Source organism: Lysobacter arseniciresistens ZS79 (genome assembly GCF_000768335.1).
Taxonomy (GTDB): Bacteria; Pseudomonadota; Gammaproteobacteria; order Xanthomonadales; family Xanthomonadaceae; genus Novilysobacter; species Novilysobacter arseniciresistens.
The window spans coordinates 67,464-84,137 of the sequence record NZ_AVPT01000010.1 but is presented as its reverse complement, the minus strand read 5'-3'; the positions used below and the strand labels follow the sequence as shown (position 1 = coordinate 84,137).

General features: G+C 72.1%; 16 protein-coding genes. 8 read left to right on the top strand and 8 right to left on the bottom strand.

Annotation, left to right across the window (positions count from 1 at the left end):
* Window positions 1–447: 447 nt before the first annotated feature.
* Window positions 448–1,005, bottom strand: coding sequence for a putative Fe-S cluster assembly protein SufT (gene sufT / locus N799_RS07265; protein ID WP_036210070.1), 558 nt, complete (start codon window positions 1,003–1,005; stop codon window positions 448–450).
* 122 nt (window positions 1,006–1,127) lie between these two features.
* Between sufT and N799_RS07260 the strand changes: the two genes are divergently transcribed.
* Entirely contained in the window at window positions 1,128–1,556 is a 429-nt protein-coding gene (locus N799_RS07260) for a hypothetical protein (RefSeq protein WP_036210067.1), read from the top strand.
* A gap of 12 nt (window positions 1,557–1,568) precedes the next feature.
* Here N799_RS07260 and N799_RS07255 read toward each other — a convergent pair whose 3' ends face one another.
* A complete protein-coding gene (locus N799_RS07255) occupies window positions 1,569–2,984 on the bottom strand; it encodes an NAD(P)(+) transhydrogenase (Re/Si-specific) subunit beta (protein WP_036210064.1) in 1,416 nt (471 codons plus the stop codon).
* Entirely contained in the window at window positions 2,981–3,352 is a 372-nt protein-coding gene (locus N799_RS07250; RefSeq protein WP_052101333.1) for an NAD(P) transhydrogenase subunit alpha part 2, read from the bottom strand. The genes N799_RS07255 and N799_RS07250 overlap by 4 nt, the downstream gene beginning before the upstream one ends.
* Window positions 3,353–3,531: 179 nt before the next feature.
* On the opposite strand from N799_RS07250, the gene N799_RS07245 reads away from it, so the two are divergent.
* From N799_RS07245 to N799_RS07235, 3 genes are read left to right on the top strand one after another with little or no spacing between them, the layout of a single operon-like run.
* Window positions 3,532–4,140, top strand: a complete 609-nt coding sequence (locus N799_RS07245) for an RNA polymerase sigma factor (protein WP_081974783.1) — start codon at window positions 3,532–3,534, stop codon at window positions 4,138–4,140.
* Complete coding sequence (locus tag N799_RS07240; RefSeq protein WP_036210061.1) at window positions 4,137–4,547, top strand: hypothetical protein; 411 nt, start codon at window positions 4,137–4,139, stop codon at window positions 4,545–4,547. Before N799_RS07245 ends, N799_RS07240 begins: the two co-directional genes overlap by 4 nt.
* Window positions 4,548–4,549: 2 nt before the next feature.
* Window positions 4,550–4,990 carry a DUF3106 domain-containing protein gene (locus tag N799_RS07235; protein WP_036210058.1) on the top strand — a complete coding sequence of 147 codons (441 nt, stop codon included), beginning with the start codon at window positions 4,550–4,552 and terminating at the stop codon, window positions 4,988–4,990.
* A 6-nt stretch (window positions 4,991–4,996) separates the two neighbouring features.
* On the opposite strand, the gene N799_RS07230 is transcribed toward N799_RS07235, so the two are convergent.
* Together N799_RS07230 and N799_RS07225 are read right to left on the bottom strand one after the other, a co-directional pair.
* Window positions 4,997–6,139, bottom strand: coding sequence for an NAD(P) transhydrogenase subunit alpha (locus tag N799_RS07230; RefSeq protein ID WP_036210055.1), 1,143 nt, complete (start codon window positions 6,137–6,139; stop codon window positions 4,997–4,999).
* 79 nt (window positions 6,140–6,218) lie between these two features.
* Complete coding sequence (locus N799_RS07225; protein WP_036210052.1) at window positions 6,219–8,570, bottom strand: DUF1631 family protein; 2,352 nt, start codon at window positions 8,568–8,570, stop codon at window positions 6,219–6,221.
* A gap of 262 nt (window positions 8,571–8,832) precedes the next feature.
* On the opposite strand from N799_RS07225, the gene N799_RS07220 reads away from it, so the two are divergent.
* From N799_RS07220 to N799_RS07210, 3 genes are read left to right on the top strand one after another with little or no spacing between them, the layout of a single operon-like run.
* Window positions 8,833–9,354 (top strand): nitroreductase family protein, encoded by a 522-nt coding sequence (locus N799_RS07220; protein WP_052101332.1) that lies wholly within the window; start codon window positions 8,833–8,835, stop codon window positions 9,352–9,354.
* Complete coding sequence (locus N799_RS07215) at window positions 9,342–10,289, top strand: 5'-3' exonuclease (RefSeq protein ID WP_036210049.1); 948 nt, start codon at window positions 9,342–9,344, stop codon at window positions 10,287–10,289. The genes N799_RS07220 and N799_RS07215 overlap by 13 nt, the downstream gene beginning before the upstream one ends.
* Before the next feature lie 27 nt (window positions 10,290–10,316).
* The gene (locus tag N799_RS07210) at window positions 10,317–10,868 is read left to right on the top strand and encodes an NUDIX hydrolase (RefSeq protein ID WP_036210048.1); all 552 of its coding nucleotides are present in this window, start codon (window positions 10,317–10,319) and stop codon (window positions 10,866–10,868) included.
* A gap of 118 nt (window positions 10,869–10,986) precedes the next feature.
* Here the strand turns inward: N799_RS07210 and pip are convergent, their stop codons facing one another.
* The 3 genes from pip to N799_RS07195 all read right to left on the bottom strand — a co-directional run bounded on the left by pip (window position 10,987) and on the right by N799_RS07195 (window position 15,771).
* The gene (gene pip, locus N799_RS07205) at window positions 10,987–11,928 is read right to left on the bottom strand and encodes a prolyl aminopeptidase (RefSeq protein ID WP_036210047.1); all 942 of its coding nucleotides are present in this window, start codon (window positions 11,926–11,928) and stop codon (window positions 10,987–10,989) included.
* A gap of 33 nt (window positions 11,929–11,961) precedes the next feature.
* Window positions 11,962–12,813 carry a peptide chain release factor N(5)-glutamine methyltransferase gene (prmC, locus tag N799_RS07200; protein WP_036210045.1) on the bottom strand — a complete coding sequence of 284 codons (852 nt, stop codon included), beginning with the start codon at window positions 12,811–12,813 and terminating at the stop codon, window positions 11,962–11,964.
* 249 nt (window positions 12,814–13,062) lie between these two features.
* Window positions 13,063–15,771: a M1 family metallopeptidase gene (locus N799_RS07195; protein ID WP_052101331.1), complete on the bottom strand. Its 2,709-nt coding sequence runs from the start codon at window positions 15,769–15,771 to the stop codon at window positions 13,063–13,065.
* 294 nt (window positions 15,772–16,065) lie between these two features.
* Here N799_RS07195 and ahpC point away from each other — a divergent pair, with 294 nt between their 5' ends.
* Window positions 16,066–16,629 carry an alkyl hydroperoxide reductase subunit C gene (gene ahpC, locus N799_RS07190; protein ID WP_036210044.1) on the top strand — a complete coding sequence of 188 codons (564 nt, stop codon included), beginning with the start codon at window positions 16,066–16,068 and terminating at the stop codon, window positions 16,627–16,629.
* Window positions 16,630–16,674 lie beyond the last annotated feature (45 nt).

The window sequence follows — 16,674 nt, the reverse complement described above, 5'->3', positions numbered from 1 at the left end:
CCCGCCTGGACCTCCCCCTGCGCGGTCCGGGAAACGCGGCCGCCGTCGAATGCCGGGGCCACGCGGTGGGTGCCGGGCCGTGGCCCGGTCGGGACGTGATGCGGGTTGAGCCGCGGACGCGGCGGTTTCCGCCCGGTTCCCCACGCTCGAAGCCGCCGGAGGCAGTCCCTTGCACGGGCCGGACGGTCCGTTGGACGCGGGTGTTACTCCATGGACCGCGCCGGGACGCACCCTACGGGCTGCCGTTCGCGCACGACAAGAGCCGGCCCGCGCTTCACGCGATCCATACAAAAATTAACGGGCAGTGATGAGCCGGAACCCTTGCGGCACAAGGGCATTCGCGATCAGGCGCGCGGCATTGGACGCGCCGGAATGTTGCAATACAGCAACATTTCGCGCAAAAACGTCATATAGCGACCTTTCCGGTCACCTCGACCGCGGTTGCGGTCACAGCATGCCGGTTTCCAGGCGTGCGGCTTCCGACATCATGTGGCGGCCCCACGGCGGGTCGAACACCAGCTCGACGTCGGCCTCGGCCACGGTCGGGATCAGCTCGACCTTGTCGCGCACGTCCGACACCAGCACCTCGCCCATCCCGCAGCCGGGCGCCGTCAGCGTCATCGTGATCGCGACCAGGCGCTCGCCGGGGCGGCCCGGGTGCGGCTTCACCGTGGCCTCGTAGACCAGCCCGAGGTCGACCACGTTGATCGGGATCTCCGGGTCGAAGCAGGTGCGCAGCTGCCGCCAGACGAGCTGTTCGACCTCGTCGTCGTCGGCGCCCTCGGTCAGCTCGATCGGGTCGGTCGGCTCCTTGCCGATCGCGTCGGCGTCCTGCCCGGCGATGCGGAACAGGTTGCCCTCGACGAACACGGTGTAGCTGCCACCGAGCGCCTGGGTGATGTAGCCGACGCTGCCGGCCGGGAGGTTCACGGCGTCGCCCTGGGGCACCAGGACGGCGGGACAGTCGCGCTCGAAACGGACGGGTTCACTGCTGCGGGAGTACATGGGTCGGACGGCCAGGCGGCGGGAATTTGAATAGGACCATTCTAGTCCAATATCGCCCCGAAGCCGCGCCCGCTATGCTGTCGCGCTCCCCCGCCGTCCCATCCCCCGATGAGCCTTCGTCCGTGACCCGACCCGCCCGTCGCACCCCCGCCACCCCGGCGGCGCCGCTGTTCGGCTGGTTGCTGCTGGCGCTGGGGGTGAGCACGTTCACCGTCGCGTGGGTTGCGCTGGGCTTCTCCAGCGGCCGCCAGCACAGCTGGATGGCGGTGCTGGGCGCGCTGGACGTCGCGCTGATGCTGCGGCTGGGCCACTGGCGGCCGGCGCGGGTGCGGGTGCCCGCGGCGGTGCTGGCGACCGCGCTGATCATCGCGCTGGCCAACTGGGGCCAGATCGCCGCGCAGCTGGGGAAGATGCTCGGCTACGCGCCGTGGGAGTCGGCGGTGCGGCTGGGCTTCCACCACGCCTGGACGCTCGCACAGCTGGCCAACGGAGCCGCCGACATCGCGTGGTGGCTGCTGGCGATGGCGGCGGCGGCGCTGGCCTCGCGGTGAGCCGGCCGGCGGTCAGTGGCCGCCGTCGAGCGCCTTGAGCTCGCTGACCAGCGCGCTGGCCATCTCCGCGCCGTCGCCGTACAGCATCCGGGTGTTGTCGGCGTAGAACAGCGCGTTCTCGATGCCCGCAAAGCCGGTGCCACGCCCGCGCTTGATCACCACCACGTTCTTCGCCTCCACCACGTCGAGGATCGGCATGCCGTAGATCGGGCTGGCCGGGTCGGTCCTCGCCACCGGGTTGACCACGTCGTTGGCGCCGATCACCAGCGCCACGTCGGTCTGCGGGAACTCCGGGTTGATGTCGTCCATGTCGGCGATCAGGTCGTACGGCACGCCGGCCTCGGCCAGCAGCACGTTCATGTGGCCGGGCATGCGGCCGGCGACCGGATGGATCGCGAACTTCACCTTGACCCCGCGTTCGACCAGCTTCTGGCTCAGCTCCCAGATCTTGTGCTGCGCCTGCGCGACCGCCATGCCGTAGCCGGGCACGATCACCACGCGTTCGGCGTACGCCATCATCGCGGCGACGTCGCCGGCCTCGATGGGCTTCTGCGAGCCCGAGATCTCCTGCGCCGCGCCACCGCCCCCGAAGTTGGAGAACAGCACGCCGCTGATCGGCCGGTTCATCGCGCGGGCCATCAGCCGGGTCAGCAGCATGCCGGCGGCGCCGACCATGGTGCCGGCGATCACCAGCGCCTGGTTGCCGAGCACATAGCCCTCGAACGCCACCGCCAGCCCGGTCAACGCGTTGTACAGCGAGATCACCACCGGCATGTCGGCGCCGCCGATCGGCAGCGTCATCAGCACGCCGAGCAGCAGCGCCAGCAGGAAGAAAGCGATGATCACCGGCACCTGCAGCGTCGCCACCGCCCAGCCGCCGGCCACCACCATCGCGACGAACACCAGCGCGTTGAACAGCTGCTGGCCGGGGAACACCACCCGGCGGTCGAGGCGGCCGTCGAGCTTGGCCCAGGCGATCACCGAGCCCGACAGCGACACGGCACCGATCGCGGCGCCCAGCACCGCCAGCACGAGGGTCGTCATCGACGGCGCGTCGCCCGCCTGCGCGAGCGCCGTCGTGCCGGCCGCCAGCGCGGCGAACCGCAGCAGCTCGACCGCGCCGATCGCCGCCGCCGAGCCGCCGCCCATGCCGTTGTACAGCGCGACCATCTGCGGCATGTCGGTGATCGCGACCCTGCGCCCCGACACCCACGCCGCGCCCGCGCCGATCACCAGCGCGGCCAGGATCAGCCCGAGGTTGTCGAGCCCGAGCAGGAAGGTCGCCGCGGTCGCCAGCAGCATGCCGACGCCGGCCCAGCGGATGCCGCTGCGCGCGGTCCGCGGCGAGGCCATGCGCTGCAGGCCGAGCAGGAACAGCGTCGCGGCGACCAGGTAGCTCGCCGCGGCGAGCGTGCCGGCGCCGCTCACCGGTCGCCCTTGCGCTTGCCGGCCGCGGAGGCTTCATCCGCCGGCTTGCCGGGACCGTCCGCCGCGCCGGGTTTGCGGCTGGGCTTGAACATCTCCAGCATCCGCTCCGTGACCACATAGCCGCCGGCCGCGTTGCCGGCACCGAGCACCACCGCGACGAAGCCGATCGCCTTCTCCAGCGTGGTGTCGGCATGGCCCAGCACCACCATCGCACCGACCAGCACGATCCCGTGGATGAAGTTGGAGCCGGACATCAGCGGCGTGTGCAGGATCACCGGCACCCGCGAAATGATCACGTGGCCGGCGATCGCGGCCAGCATGAAGATGTAGAGCATCGTGAACGCCTGCGCGATGGAACCCTCGCCCATTGCCACCACCCCGTCCGCCTGCGATGTCGTCCGCATCATAACCACGCCGCCGGGGCCGGCGCAGCGGCGGTCCGGCGTCCGGTCGCCACCGCTGCCCGCGCAGTGTCAACCCCCGGCGCCGCCGCGCGTTTCCACCCCCGCAGCATGGGCTGCCCCGGGCGGGACCCGCGCCTGCATATATGCTCGACCACGTGAATGCCGATGCCGACGACGACATCCATGCGCCCGCCGCGCGCGGCGGCGACGCCCCCGGCACAGCGACGCCGCCGCTGCGGGAGTACGCCTCGCTCGACCACTTCCTGGCGAGCGTCGGCCCGCGCGCATTCCGCTTCGCCGAGCTCGGCCTGCGCCAGCGCGACGACGCGCTCGACGCGGTGCAGGACGCCATGGTGAAGATGCTCAACTACCAGGACCGGCCGGCCGACGAATGGACCCCGCTGTTCTGGCGGATCCTGCGCAGCCGGATCGTCGACACCCAGCGCCGCCGCACGTTCCGTCTGCGCTGGATGGCGCCGCCGCCCGAACGCGACGACGGCGCCCTGCCCGACTGGAGCGACGAAGGCCCCGGCCCGGCCCAACGCCACGAGAAACGCGAGGCCTACGCCCGGCTGTCGCAGGCGATCGCCACGCTGCCCGACCGGCAACGCGAAGCCTTCACCCTGCGCGTGCTGGAAGAGCTCGACGTGGCGACCACCGCGCAGGTGATGGGCTGCGGCGAAGGCTCGGTCAAGACCCACCTCTCGCGCGCCCGCGCGGCGCTGCGGCAACAACTGGAGGACTGGCAATGAACACCCACATCGACGACGACGCCTTCGACCGGCTGGCGCGCGACTGCCACGCGCAGGCGCTGCAGCAGTTGTCGGCGCCGACCCGCCGGCGCCTGCGCGAGGCCCGCCAGGCACCGCGCGCCACCGCCACCGGCTGGCGCGGCTGGCTATTTGGCGGCAGCGGCGTGGCCGTGGCGATCGCGGTCGCGGCACTGGCGATCACGCTCGACCAGCCATCCAAGACCGCGACTGTCCCGGCCAACGCGCGGCTGGCCGCCACGACCCTCGACCCGGCCGAACAGGCCAGCCGGCAGGCCAGCGTCGACAGCGAGGTCGACGAGATCCTCGCCGCGCTGGACGAAGACCCCGGCCTCTACCTCTGGCTGGCCGCCAACGACGACACCCTGCCGCCCCCCGCGGGCCGATGACCATGACCGACACACGCCACACCCGCCTGTTCCCCGCCCTGCTGACCCTGCCGCTGCTGCTGGCCCTCGCGCCGGCGCCGGCGCAGGACCTGCCGGCCTGGGACCAGCTGACCGACGCCCAGCGCGAACAGCTGGTCGCCCCGCTGCGCGCCCGCTGGAACGACGAACCCGACCAGCGCGCGCACATGCTCGAACGCGCCGAGCGCTGGCAACAGCTCAGCCCCGAACAGCGTGCCCGCGCCCACCGGGGCGTGCGCCGCTGGAAGCACATGAACCCCGCGCAGCGCGACGAGGCGCGGGCGCTGTACGCCCGGATGCGGACGCTCGACGACGACGGCCGGCGTGCGCTGAAGGCGAAGTGGCGGGCGATGGACGCGGCGCAGCGCAAGGCCTGGGTGGCCGCCAACCCGGCGCCCGACGCGAAGCACGACTGCGACAGGTAACCCGGTTCAACCGGCGGCGGGCACGGCGCCCGCGACCTTGGCCGGGCGCTCCGGCCACACCGTGCGGGCGAGCAGTTCGTCGTCCCAGTCAACGACCAGGCCGCCGTCGCCGAACAGCAGGCGGGTGAAATTGAACAGGTTGCGCGCGTACATCTCGCTGGCATGCACCGCGCCACTGCTGGCGAGCCCGAGCGGCCCGGCGACGCTGACCCCGCCGACGTCGACGGTCTCGCCGGGACGGGTCGCCTCGCAGTTGCCGCCGCTCTCGGCCGCCAGGTCGACGAGCACGCTGCCGGGCTTCATCCGTTCCACCATCGCCCGGGTCACGATGCGCGGCGCCGGCCGGCCCGGCACCGCGGCGGTGCTCACCACCACGTCCACGCCTTCCAGGTGCGCGGCCAGCCGCCGTTGCTGCTCGGCGCGCTCGTCGTCGGTCAGCGCACGCGCGTAGCCGCCCTCGCCCGCCGCGCTGACGCCGAGATCGAGGAAGCGGGCGCCCAGCGACTCGATCTGCTCACGGGTTTCCGGCCGCACGTCGAAACCCTCGACCTGCGCACCCAGTCGCCGCGCGGTGGCGATTGCCTGCAGGCCGGCGACGCCGGCACCGATCACCAGCACCTTCGATGGCCGGATGGTGCCGGCGGCGGTGGTCAGCATCGGGTAGAACCGCGGCGCCAGCCCGGCGGCGACCAGCATCGCCTTGTAGCCGGCCATGCCGGCCTGCGAACTCAGCACGTCCATCGACTGGGCGCGGGTGGTCCGCGGCAGCCGCTCCAGCGGGAACGCGAGCAGGCCACGCGCGCGGATCGCGTCGGCGCGCGCGGGGTCGGCCTCGGGCGCCAGCAGGCCCACCAGCACCGCGCCCTCGCGCAGGCGCGACAGTTGCGCGGGTGACGGCGGCTGCACACACAGGACGATGTCGGCCGCCGCGAGCGCCTGGGCGGAGTCGGCAACCGGTTCGGCACCGGCCTGCCGGTAGGCGTCGTCAGTGAAACCGGCACCCAGCCCGGCCCCGTGCTCGACCCGCACGGTGGCGCCGGCGGCGACGAACTTGCGCGCGGTCTCGGGCGTCAGCGCGACCCGACGCTCGCCCGGGGCGGTTTCGCGGGCGACGCCAATGGTGATCGGACGGTCGGTTGCTGCGGCCATGCACACGCTCCCGGACAGGATCGGGGCATCGTAGCGAACGGGCGGTACCGGCGCGACGCCGCCGCCGGCCGGGTCTGGATCAGTGCTGGCCGACCGCGCGGTCGAGCTGCTGGCGGACCTGGCGCATCGCCTGCTCGAACGCGGTGGGTTCGCAGCCCAGCTGCAGGCGGCCGGCGGCGTGCAGGCTGGCGAGTTCCTCGGCGGAGGCGACCAGCACGCGCATGCCGCGGCGGTTCACCAGCAGGCGCCGGCTGGTCAGCGGGCTGACCCAGGCGACCTTGGCATCCACGCCCTCGCCCTGGATGTCGGTCAGCTGCAGCCAGTCGCCCGGCTCCAGCTGGCGCATGCGGTCGGCCATCGCCGGGTCGAAGCGCAGCGTGTCGGTGCCACCGGCGACCCACAGGCCGCGTTCGGCGTCGTCGTCGTCGGCCGGGCCTGGCGGCACCTCGTGCAGGTCGCGCGGCGCATGCGGGTAGATCAGGCCCTTCACCAGCACCGCCAGGCCGTGCTCGGCGGCACTGTGGTCGAGGCCGGAGCTGCCGAGGCAGGCGATGATCGCCGGCTGCAGGGCCAGCAGGCGGGCGGCGAGGTCGCGGCCGCGGCCTTCCGCGGCGAGCCGGTCGGCGTCGACCAGCGCGTCGCCGAGCGCGGTCGCGTCGCGGTAGCGTTCGCTGTCCGCACCTTCGCGCAGCAGCACCTGCACCAGGTGGTGGCGCCAGGAACCCGACAGGAACTCGGCGATGCCGCGGCTCAGCGGCGGCGCCGCCAGCCGGCGGGCGAGCACCACGTCGGCCTGCTCGCGCGCACGGGCCAGCCGCTCGCGGCCGAACGTCGCCTTGGCGGCGCGCTCGGCCTGCAGCTCGATGCGGCGGCGCTGCTGCTGCAGCAGCGCATCGAGCTCGGCGTGGGCGGTCTCGAAGATCGCGAGGTCTTCGTTGTATTCGGCGACGACCCGCTGCGAGGCGGCGGCGGCGCGGTCCAGCAGCTCGCGCTCCTGCGGGGTCTCGCCCTTGTTGCCGGCGCAGGCCTCGGTGATCGCGTCGAGCAGGCGGCGCGCGGGGTGCTCGGGCTGCACGAACAGGTTCTGGTCGGTCAGCGCGACCTTGACGAACGGCAGCACCAGCCGCGCATACAGGCGCCGTGCGCGCTCCTGCAGGTGGTGGCTCTGGAACAGCGAGTCGAACAGCAGCGCGACCAGGTCGATCGCGTCTTCCTCGTCGCTGCTGAAACGGGTGCGCTCGGGGTCGAGCCCCAGCCGGCGGGAACCGTCGTTGATCTGGTCGCGGATCGCACTCGCCAGCCGGCCGGAGCCGGCCAGTGCACGCGCGAACACGTCGGAGGGTTCGCCCTGCAGCAGCGAGGCGACGCTGACGACTTCGTCGACGCGCAGCTCGCGGCGCGCACCGCCGATGTCCGCCGACGGCGATGCCGGCGTCGACTGCGCCATGCGGCCGTCGCGCCAGGCGTGCAGCATCTGTCGCAGCTCGCCGAGCTCGGCGCTGGTGGGGCTTGCCTGGTCGGTCCCGGCACCGGTGCCCGGTTGCGCGCCAGCTCCGGACTGCATGCCGCCTGCCGGTTGCGCACCCGTACCCGGCGCTCCAGCACCGGGTGCAACCTGACCCGCAGCGTCATAGCCGCCACCGGTCGCCGCGCCACCGTAGCCGGCGCCGCCACCCCAACCGCCGCCCTGCCCGGGCGCACCCGCGCCAGTACCGCCGGCATAGCCATGTCCATCCGCATAGCCGCTGCCCGGCGCTCCGAACTCGCCGGTTGCCGGCTGCGGCGGCGCGGGGCGCGGACGCGGCGCCGGGCGGTTGGCCGGCTGCGCGTCGGCGGCGCCGTAACCGTTGCGCGCGAGCAGCGCGTTGACCTGGGCGTAGAAGTCGCCCAGCACCTTGCCCAGCTCGCGCTCGTAATGCCCGAACAGCAGCGCGCGCAGGGCGGCCGGGATCTGCTCGTCGGTGAAGGTCTCGACGAAGGCGTCGGCCAGCCGCTGCGGCCCCACCGGGTTGGCGATCGGCGGCAGGCCGAGCACGGTGGTGACCACCTGCAGGCGGTTGCGCAACTGGTCGAGCACCGGCTGGAAGCGGCCGCCGAGCGACTCGGCGAGGTTCTGCCCGGCCAGGTGGAAGTCGATCTGGCTTTCGTCGATCAGCCCCAGCGGCAGCTCGCCGCGGTTGCGGATGCGCAGCGCGCGGAACTCGTCGAAACCCTGCCCGACGTTCTGGCGGAAGCGCATGACGTGGGCGGCGTGGTGCTGGCGCAGCACCCACAGCGACGCCTGGTTCTGGTACAGCAGTTGCGGCGCGTCGCGGCCGTCGTCATCGCGCACCGCGGTCTGCAGCGCTTCCTCGATGTCCGCGTACAGGCTCGCCGGCAGACCGCCCAGCAGCTCGAGTGCGAGGCGCTTGACCTCTTCGAGCACGCGCATCGGATCGGTACGCGGAGTACGAGCCGAATCGAGCGGTTGGATGGACACGGAGGCTTCCCCGGACAGAAAGTGACGCGATGGGTCGGTACGTGGACAGGAGCATAGTGGCAATATGGGTCGCTGATCCCGCGTCGTTGCGAAGCTGTGACCCATGTCACCCAATAACCACGATACGCCCGTCGCGCGGGCGTTTTCCGTCACCGTCCCCGGTTCAGGAACCGACCCGCTGGCCTGCCTCGACGCCCGTCTTTCGGTGCCGGCGATGCAGCTTGGCGAGCCCGGTCCGGACGAAGGGACCCTGCTGCGGCTGCTGGCCAGCGCGGTGCGCGTGCCCGACCACGGCAAGCGCGTGCCGTTCCGCTTCATCAGCCTGCGTGGCGACGCCCGGCGGGTGTTCGGCGAGCAGCTGGCGGCCCGGCACCTGGAGATCGACCCGGACATCAGCCCGGCGGTGCTCGACAAAGACCGCGGGCGCTGGCTGCACGCGCCGCTGATCGTGGTGGTGGTGGCGCGGCTCGGCGACGACGCCAAGATTCCCGAACAGGAACGGCTGCTGACCGCCGGCTGCACCTGCTTCGCGCTGCTGCAGGCGGCGCAGCTGGTCGGCTACCGCGGCAACTGGCTGACCGGCTGGGCCGCCTACGACCGCGGGGTCGCGCGGCTGCTGGGGCTGGGCGACGACGAGCGCGTGGTCGGCTTCGTCCACCTCGGCACGCCGCTGACCGACGTCCCCGAACGCGAACGCCCCGACCCGGCCGCCCTGCTCCACGCGTGGACGCCGTGACCGCGGACGCGCGCGCAGCCGCACGCGCGCCGGCCAACACGCTCTACCTGGTCGACGCCAGCCTGTACGTGTTCCGCGCGTGGCACTCGATGCCCGACGAGTTCCGCGACGCCGACGGCTGGCCGACGAACGCGGTCCACGGCTTCGCCAGGTTCCTGCTGGAACTGCTCGACCGCGCCCGCCCGCAGCACATTGCGGTCGCCTTCGACGAGGCGCTGGACTCGTGTTTCCGCAACACGCTCTACCCGGCCTACAAGGCCAACCGCGAGCCGGCGCCGGAGGAGCTCAGGCGCCAGTTCGGCCAGTGCAAGGCACTGTGCGAGGCGCTCGGCCTGAGCGTGCTGGCCCACGTCGAGTACGAGGCCGACGACCTGATCGGCAGCGCCTGCCACCGCGCCCGCGCGCACGGCTTCCGCTCGGTGATCGTCTCGGCCGACAAGGACCTGTCGCAACTGCTGGGCGAGCACGACGAGCAGTGGGACTTCGCCCGCGCCCAGCGCTGGGGCGCCGACGGCGTGCCCGTGCGCCACGGCGTGCACGCGCACCAGCTGGCCGACTACCTCGCGCTGACCGGCGACGCGGTCGACAATATCCCCGGCGTGCCCGGCATCGGCGCCAAGACCGCGGCCGCGCTGCTGGCCCACTTCGGCAGCCTCGACGCGCTGCTGGAGCGGATCGAGGAGGTGCCGTTCCTGCGATTGCGAGGCGCCGCGTCCTGTGCCGCGCGGCTGCGCGCCCACCGCGAGCAGGCGCTGCTGTGCCGGCAGCTGGCGACGATCGCCTGCGAGGTGCCGCTGGACGCGGCGCACGGCCACTTCGCCCGCAACCGCGCCGACGCCGGCCGGCTTGGCGGGCTGTGCGACGCGCTACGGTTCGGGCCGATGACACGGCGGCGGCTGCACGAGGCCGCCGGGGTCGAGTTCGTCCCCGCATGACCGCGGCCGGCGGTTAGGATCACCGGCATGACCGCACACGACGACGACACCCCCGAGATCCTCTACGAAGGCCCGTGGCTGCGGATGGTCCGCCGCGGCCGCTGGGAATACGCCGAGCGCACCCACGGCAACGGCATGGCGGTGATCATCATCGCGGTCACGCCGGACGACCACGTGCTGTTCGTCGAGCAGTACCGGGTGCCGCTGGGCGCGCGCACGATCGAAATGCCGGCCGGGCTGGTCGGCGACGACCACGCGCACGACACGCTGGAGTCGGCCGCGCGCCGCGAACTGGTCGAGGAAACCGGCTGGGAGCCGGGGCGGGTCGACGTGCTGCTGGTCGGGCCGACCTCCTCGGGCATGAGCAGCGAGCGGATCGCCTTCGTGCGCGCGCTCGACCTGACCCGCGTCGGCGACGGTGGCGGGGTCGACAACGAGGACATCACCGTGCACAAGGTGCCGCGCGCGCAGGCGCCCGCGTGGCTGATGCGCAAGCAGGCCGAGGGCTTCGAGCTGGACCTCAAGCTCTGGGCCGGGCTGTGGATGATCGACCACAACCCCGACGGCTCGCCGGCCTGAGCCTAGCGGCCGCCGGACTGCACGCTCGCCTACGCGCTGGCGATCGGCCCGCTGATCCAGCTGATGCTTGCGTGGTTCGACCGCCCCGCTCGCCCGTGCGCGACCGGGGCGGCGTAGCTCAGGCGAAGGCGTCGGTCGCGCGCACCAGTGCGTCGACGTTCTCCGCCTCGAACGCCGAGTGGCCCGAGGCCGGGGTGATCACCAGCTCGGCCTTCGGCCAGGCCTTGTGCAGGTCCCAGGCATTGGCGACCGGGCAGACCACGTCGTAGCGGCCGTGCACGATCACGCCGGGGATGTCGGCGATGTTGCCGGCGTCGCGCAGCAGCTGGTCGTCGACCTCGAAGAAGCCGCTGTTGACGAAGTAGTGGTTCTCGATGCGGGCGAACGCCAGCGCGAACTGCGGGTCCTCGTGGCTGCTGGCGAAGTCCTCGTCGATGTGCAGGAAGCTGGTCGCGCCCTCCCACACGCTCCACGCCTTGGCGGCGGCCAGCCGGGTCTTCTCGTCGTCGCTGGTCAGGCGCCGGTGGAACGCGCTGATCAGGTCGTGCCGCTCGGTCACCGGGATCGCCTTCAGGTAGTGCTCCCACGCCTCCGGGAACAGCCGGTTGGCGCCCTCCTGGTAGAACCACTCCAGCTCCCAGCGGCGCAGCATGAAGATGCCGCGCAGGACCAGCTCGGTGACGCGCTTGGGGTGTGTCTCGGCATAGGCCAGCGCGAGGGTCGAGCCCCAGCTGCCGCCGAACACCTGCCATTTCTCGATACCGAGCTTGACCCGCAGCTTCTCGATGTCCTCGACCAGGTGCCAGGTGGTGTTGTCGACCAGGTCCGCGTGCGGGGTGGAGCGGCCGCTGCCGCGCTGGTCGAACAGCACGATGCGGTACTTGGCCGGGTCGTGGAAACGCCGCATCTTGTCGCTGCAGCCACCGCCCGGGCCGCCGTGCAGCAGCACCACCGGCTTGCCGTCGGGGTTGCCGCACTGCTCGTAATAGAGCGTGTGGCGCTCGTCGACGGCGAGGGTTCCGGTGTCGTAGGGCTGGATCTCGGGGTAGAGGCTGCGCATGCGCTGGACTCGGCGACGTGTGGGCCGCCCAGTCTAGCGGCCGGGCACCGGCCCCGCAGCCTCGGCGGGCCGCTGGCCGAGGGTGACGCGGTCGCGTTGTTCGAGGTCGCGCGCGGTGTCGACCGATACCAGCCCGGCGGCGCGGAACAGCGCGCGGACCGCTTCGCCCTGGTCGAAGCCGTGCTCGACCAGCAGCCAGCCGCCCGCCAGCAGGTGGATCGGCGCGGCGGCGGCGATCACGCGGATCGCGTCGAGGCCGTCGGCGCCGGACGCCAGGGCGCTGGCCGGCTCGAAGCGCAGGTCGCCGCGGCCGAGATGGGCGTCGTCTTCGGCGATGTACGGCGGGTTGCTGGCGATCAGGTCGAACCGGTCACCGGCCAGCGGCGCGAACCAGTCGCCGTGGCGGAAGCCGACGTTGCCCAGCGACAGCGCGCGGGCGTTGGCTGCGGCGATGTCGAGCGCGGCCGCGCTGGCGTCGGTGGCGAGCACGTCCGCCCGTGGCCGCTCGCTCGCGATCGCCAGGGCAATCGCGCCGCTGCCGGTGCCGAGATCGGCGACGTGCAGCGGGCGGTCGAGCGGCAGGCGCTGGAGCGCGAGTTCGACCAGCAGCTCGGTCTCCGCGCGCGGGACCAGCGTGGCCGGGCCGACCTGCAGGTCCAGGCTCCAGAAGCCGCGGCGGCCGGTGATGTAGGCCACCGGCTCGCCGGCGTGGCGGCGCGCGAGCAGGGCCTCGAACGTGGCCGCCGACGCGGTGTCGAGTTCGTCGTCGCCGTGGGCGTAGAGCCAGCTGCGCGACCGGCCGAGTGCGTGGCACAGCAGCAGCTCGGCGTCGCCGGGCTCGAGCCCGGCCCGGGCGTCGCGGAGGATGGAATCGATTCGGGCCATCTAAAGCGGGACGGAAGCCGCCGGGTTCGGGAGTCCGGCGCGATGGTACGCGAGGCCGTCCTGCATCAGTGCCGCCACCCACATCGGCCGTAGGAGCGACGTAAGTCGCGACCGGGTTGGCGTGGCCGAAGCCCCAGTGTCGGACCGCCCGAAGTCAGCCCGAAGGCGGCTCCGGACAGTCCGGGGGCAACGCGGCCGGGTGGCATCGGAAGACTGAGGCGACCACCGGTCGCCTCCGCTCCCCGGCCATCAATACTCGATCGGCTGCCCCGCACGCGCGGCCTTCGCCGCGGCACAAAGGCCGATCGCCTCGACCGTCTGCTTCAGGTCCAGCGGGCCGCCCTCGATCGTCTCCATCCGCTCGCCGAAGCGCTGCTGCAGCGCGGCGGCCTCGGCGGCGCTGCACATGCCGGCGGCGTAGGCGCTGGCGATCGCCGAGCCGCCCGGGGCCAGCTTCGCCTGCAGGGCGTCGTAGTTGGCCTCCAGCCACTCGCGCAGGGCCGGACGGTTCTCCGGCTCGCCGGCCTGGCTGAAGACGACGTAATAGATCTCGTTGAGCCGCAGCAGCCCCGGCTCCAGCACGAAGGCCAGCGCCCGCTCGGCCAGCGCCGGGTCGGTCACGCCGCCCATCGCCGACAGCAGCTCGCGGCGGATCACTGCGTCCTGACTGGCGCGCAGGTGCTTCTCGGCAAGGTCGAACGCCGGCACGCCGCCTTCCTCGACCGCCACCGCCAACGCCGTGTCGCGCACGTCGCGCGGCACCGCGTCGGGGTCGAGCGTGCCGTCACCACCGAGGCCGAGCACGGCGTTGCCGCGCCGGACGAAGTCCGAGCGCACCGCCGGGTCCTCCAGCGATTCGGCGAAGTAGCCGATCAGGCTGCTGCGCAGCAACCGGTCGTCGTCGCTCTCGCCCGCCTTCGGGGCCATCCCGAGCGCCTGCAGCCGCGGCCGGTAGATGTCGGCGAAGTGTGCGCGCAGGTCGGCCCGGGCCGCCTCGTCGTCGAGCAGGTGCTCGGCGATCCACTCGACGTTGCCCATCCCGGCGGTCGCGGTCTGGCGCGCGTCGGCGGTGGCGAACTGCGGCAGCGCCGCGATCATCTGCGACACCGTCAGGTCACCGGCGCCGTAGGCCGCGGCGGCCGAGTCGGCGTAGACGCGCTGCTCGCGCTCGTCGAGGTCGGCGAAGGCGTCCGACAGCGCCTGCTGCCACCTTGGCGCCAGCGCGAAACGGTAGTAGCCGGCGCCGTGCGCATTGGGCATCACCCACGCCGGGCAGGACTGCGCCTGCTCCAGCTGCAGCCGTGCCTGCGCACCTTCGACCAGGTCGCACTGCTCGTGCACGGTGCCGTCGACGGCGTAGCGCACGCACATCGGGATGCCCCAGCTCTGCGCGGCGCTGGCGTTCGAGCCCAGCGGCAGGTAGCGCTGCTGCTGCAGCACCAGCGCCGGCGGCTGGCCTTCGGCGCAGTCGACGTCGACCTTGACCATCGGCACGCCCGGCTGGTCGATGAAGCTGCGGAACGCACGGGCGATGGCGGCCGGGTCGTCGCCGTGGGCGGCGATCGCGTCGATCAGGTCGCTGCTGGTGGCGTTGCCGCGGGCATTGGCTTTCAGGTAGTCGCGCACGCCCTCGCGGAAGTTGGCCTCGCCGACGTAGTTCTCGAACATCGCCAGCACCGCCCCGCCCTTCTGGTAGGTGATGCCATCGAAGGCGGCGGAGATTTCGGTGAAGTCGTCGATCGGTTCGCGGATGCGGCGGGTGCTGGCGAGGCTGTCGGCGCCCATCGCGCGCAGGCCGCCCTCGAGGATGTTGCGGTCGGTGTGGAAGCCCGGCTGCAGCTGGCCGGTGATCTTGTTGCCCATCCAGGTCGCGAACGCCTCGTTGAGCCACAGGTCGTCCCACCACTCCATCGTCACCAGGTTGCCGAACCACTGGTGCGCGAGTTCGTGCGCGCTGACGCCCCAGAAGCCCTGCCGCTGGCCGACCGGCGAGTCCGCGTCGAGCAGCATCAGGGTGTCGCGGTAGATGATCAGGCCGGCGTTCTCCATCGCGCCGGCGCCGAAGTCGGGCGCGGCGACGTTGTCGAGCTTGGCGTAGGGGTACTCGATGCCGAAGTAGTCCTCCAGCGCGTGGACGATCGGCGGCGTGTTCTCCAGCGCGTAGCGCATGCGCGCGCCCTGGCCCTTGGCCGCCACGCCACGCAGCGGCACCGGCCGGCTGCGCGGCCCGTTCGGAGCGATGTCCTGCCCCACCGCGACGTCCCACGGCCCGACCACGAACGCCAGCAGGTAGCTCGGCAGCGCCTCGGTCCGCTTGAACCCGACCTTCTTCCAGCCGTCGCCCAGCGCCTCGGTGTCGACCTCCGGCGCGTTGGACAGGGCGACGTCGTCCTCGGGGACGATCAGGGTGATGTCCCATGGCTGCTTGAAGCCCGGCTCGTCGAAGCCGGGGAAGGTGCTGCGCGCGCCCAGCGGCTCCATCTGGGTGACCACGTAGTCCTCGCCGTCGGGCTTGACCCGGTAGGCGCCCATCAGGTTGCCGTAGCCGGCCTCGAAGTCGATCTCGATATCGAGCTTGCCGGCCGGCAGGGTCTGCGCCGCGGCCAGCCGCAGCACGCCGGAGACGTGGACCTGCTCGGCGTCCAGCGCGACCCGGCGGCCGTCCGGCAGCACCGCCTCGGCACGGCGGATGTCGAGGTCGCGGCCGTGCATCCAGACCACGTCGGTCGGCTCGGCCACGTCGGCGTGGATCACGGTGGCGCCGGAAAACCGCGGCTGGGCCGGGTCGAGCCTCAGCTCCAGCTCGACCAGGCTCGGCACCACGGTGCGCGGCAGCTGGCCGGTGGGGATCGCCGCATCCGCGGTTGTCGCGGTCGGTGCCGGCGCCTGCGCGAAAGCGACGGCCGGGGCGGTCAGCGCGAGTGCGACGGCGCAGGCGAGGTGGCGGATGCGAAGCATTGACGGTCCCCAGTGGCGGTTTTGACAACCGACCTTAACCGGACCCAACCGCTGCGCACCCATGGCGATCGTCATGCCCCGCCACGCCGGTCCCGACCGGCCACCGCATCCCGCTCTCGCGCCTGCCTAACGGGCCCGGGCCCAGACTTGAAAGTCCGGCCGACGCCCCGACGTCAATAGACGCGGTCTATCACTACAATTCCATCAATCGATTTTACGAAAACGATAGCCATCCCTAACATGGCGCCCATCGTTTCCACCCACCCCTCCAACCCCAAGAGAAGGAACCGACGCATGTCCCTGATCAACACCGAAATCAAGCCCTTCAAGGCGCAGGCCTACAAGGAAGGCAAGTTCATCGAAGTCACCGACGCCGACCTGAAGGGCAAGTGGTCGGTGGTCGTGTTCTACCCGGCCGACTTCACCTTCGTCTGCCCGACCGAGCTCGAGGACCTGGCCGACAAGTACGAGGAGTTCAAGAAGCTCGGCGTCGAGATCTACAGCGTGTCGACCGACACCCACTTCTCGCACAAGGCGTGGCACGACACCTCCGACGCGATCAAGAAGGTCAACTACACGATGCTGGCCGACCCGACCGGCACCCTGACCCGCAACTTCGACGTGATGATCGAGGAAGAGGGCCTGGCGCTGCGCGGCACCTTCGTGATCAACCCGGAAGGCCAGATCAAGCTGTGCGAGATCCACGACAACGGCATCGGCCGCGACGCCAGCGAGCTGCTGCGCAAGGTCAAGGCGGCGCAGTACGTCGCCAGCCACCCGGGTGAGGTCTGCCCGGCCAAGTGGCAGGAAGGCGCCGAGACGCTGAAGCCGTCGCTGGACCTGGTCGGCAAGATCTAAGCACCTGCCGTACCCCGGCATCCTGACCGGGGCGGGGCGGCTTGG

Coding starts and splice junctions, on each gene's coding strand:
- sufT (WP_036210070.1), bottom strand. CDS start 1,005: ATGTACTCCCGCAGCAGTGAACCCGTCCGTTTCGAGCGCGACTGTCCC.
- N799_RS07250 (WP_052101333.1), bottom strand. CDS start 3,352: ATGGGCGAGGGTTCCATCGCGCAGGCGTTCACGATGCTCTACATCTTC.
- N799_RS07245 (WP_081974783.1), top strand. CDS start 3,532: ATGCTCGACCACGTGAATGCCGATGCCGACGACGACATCCATGCGCCC.
- N799_RS07240 (WP_036210061.1), top strand. CDS start 4,137: ATGAACACCCACATCGACGACGACGCCTTCGACCGGCTGGCGCGCGAC.
- N799_RS07235 (WP_036210058.1), top strand. CDS start 4,550: ATGACCGACACACGCCACACCCGCCTGTTCCCCGCCCTGCTGACCCTG.
- N799_RS07230 (WP_036210055.1), bottom strand. CDS start 6,139: ATGGCCGCAGCAACCGACCGTCCGATCACCATTGGCGTCGCCCGCGAA.
- N799_RS07225 (WP_036210052.1), bottom strand. CDS start 8,570: ATGCGCGTGCTCGAAGAGGTCAAGCGCCTCGCACTCGAGCTGCTGGGC.
- N799_RS07220 (WP_052101332.1), top strand. CDS start 8,833: ATGCAGCTTGGCGAGCCCGGTCCGGACGAAGGGACCCTGCTGCGGCTG.
- N799_RS07210 (WP_036210048.1), top strand. CDS start 10,317: ATGACCGCACACGACGACGACACCCCCGAGATCCTCTACGAAGGCCCG.
- pip (WP_036210047.1), bottom strand. CDS start 11,928: ATGCGCAGCCTCTACCCCGAGATCCAGCCCTACGACACCGGAACCCTC.
- prmC (WP_036210045.1), bottom strand. CDS start 12,813: ATGGCCCGAATCGATTCCATCCTCCGCGACGCCCGGGCCGGGCTCGAG.
- N799_RS07195 (WP_052101331.1), bottom strand. CDS start 15,771: ATGCTTCGCATCCGCCACCTCGCCTGCGCCGTCGCACTCGCGCTGACC.
- ahpC (WP_036210044.1), top strand. CDS start 16,066: ATGTCCCTGATCAACACCGAAATCAAGCCCTTCAAGGCGCAGGCCTAC.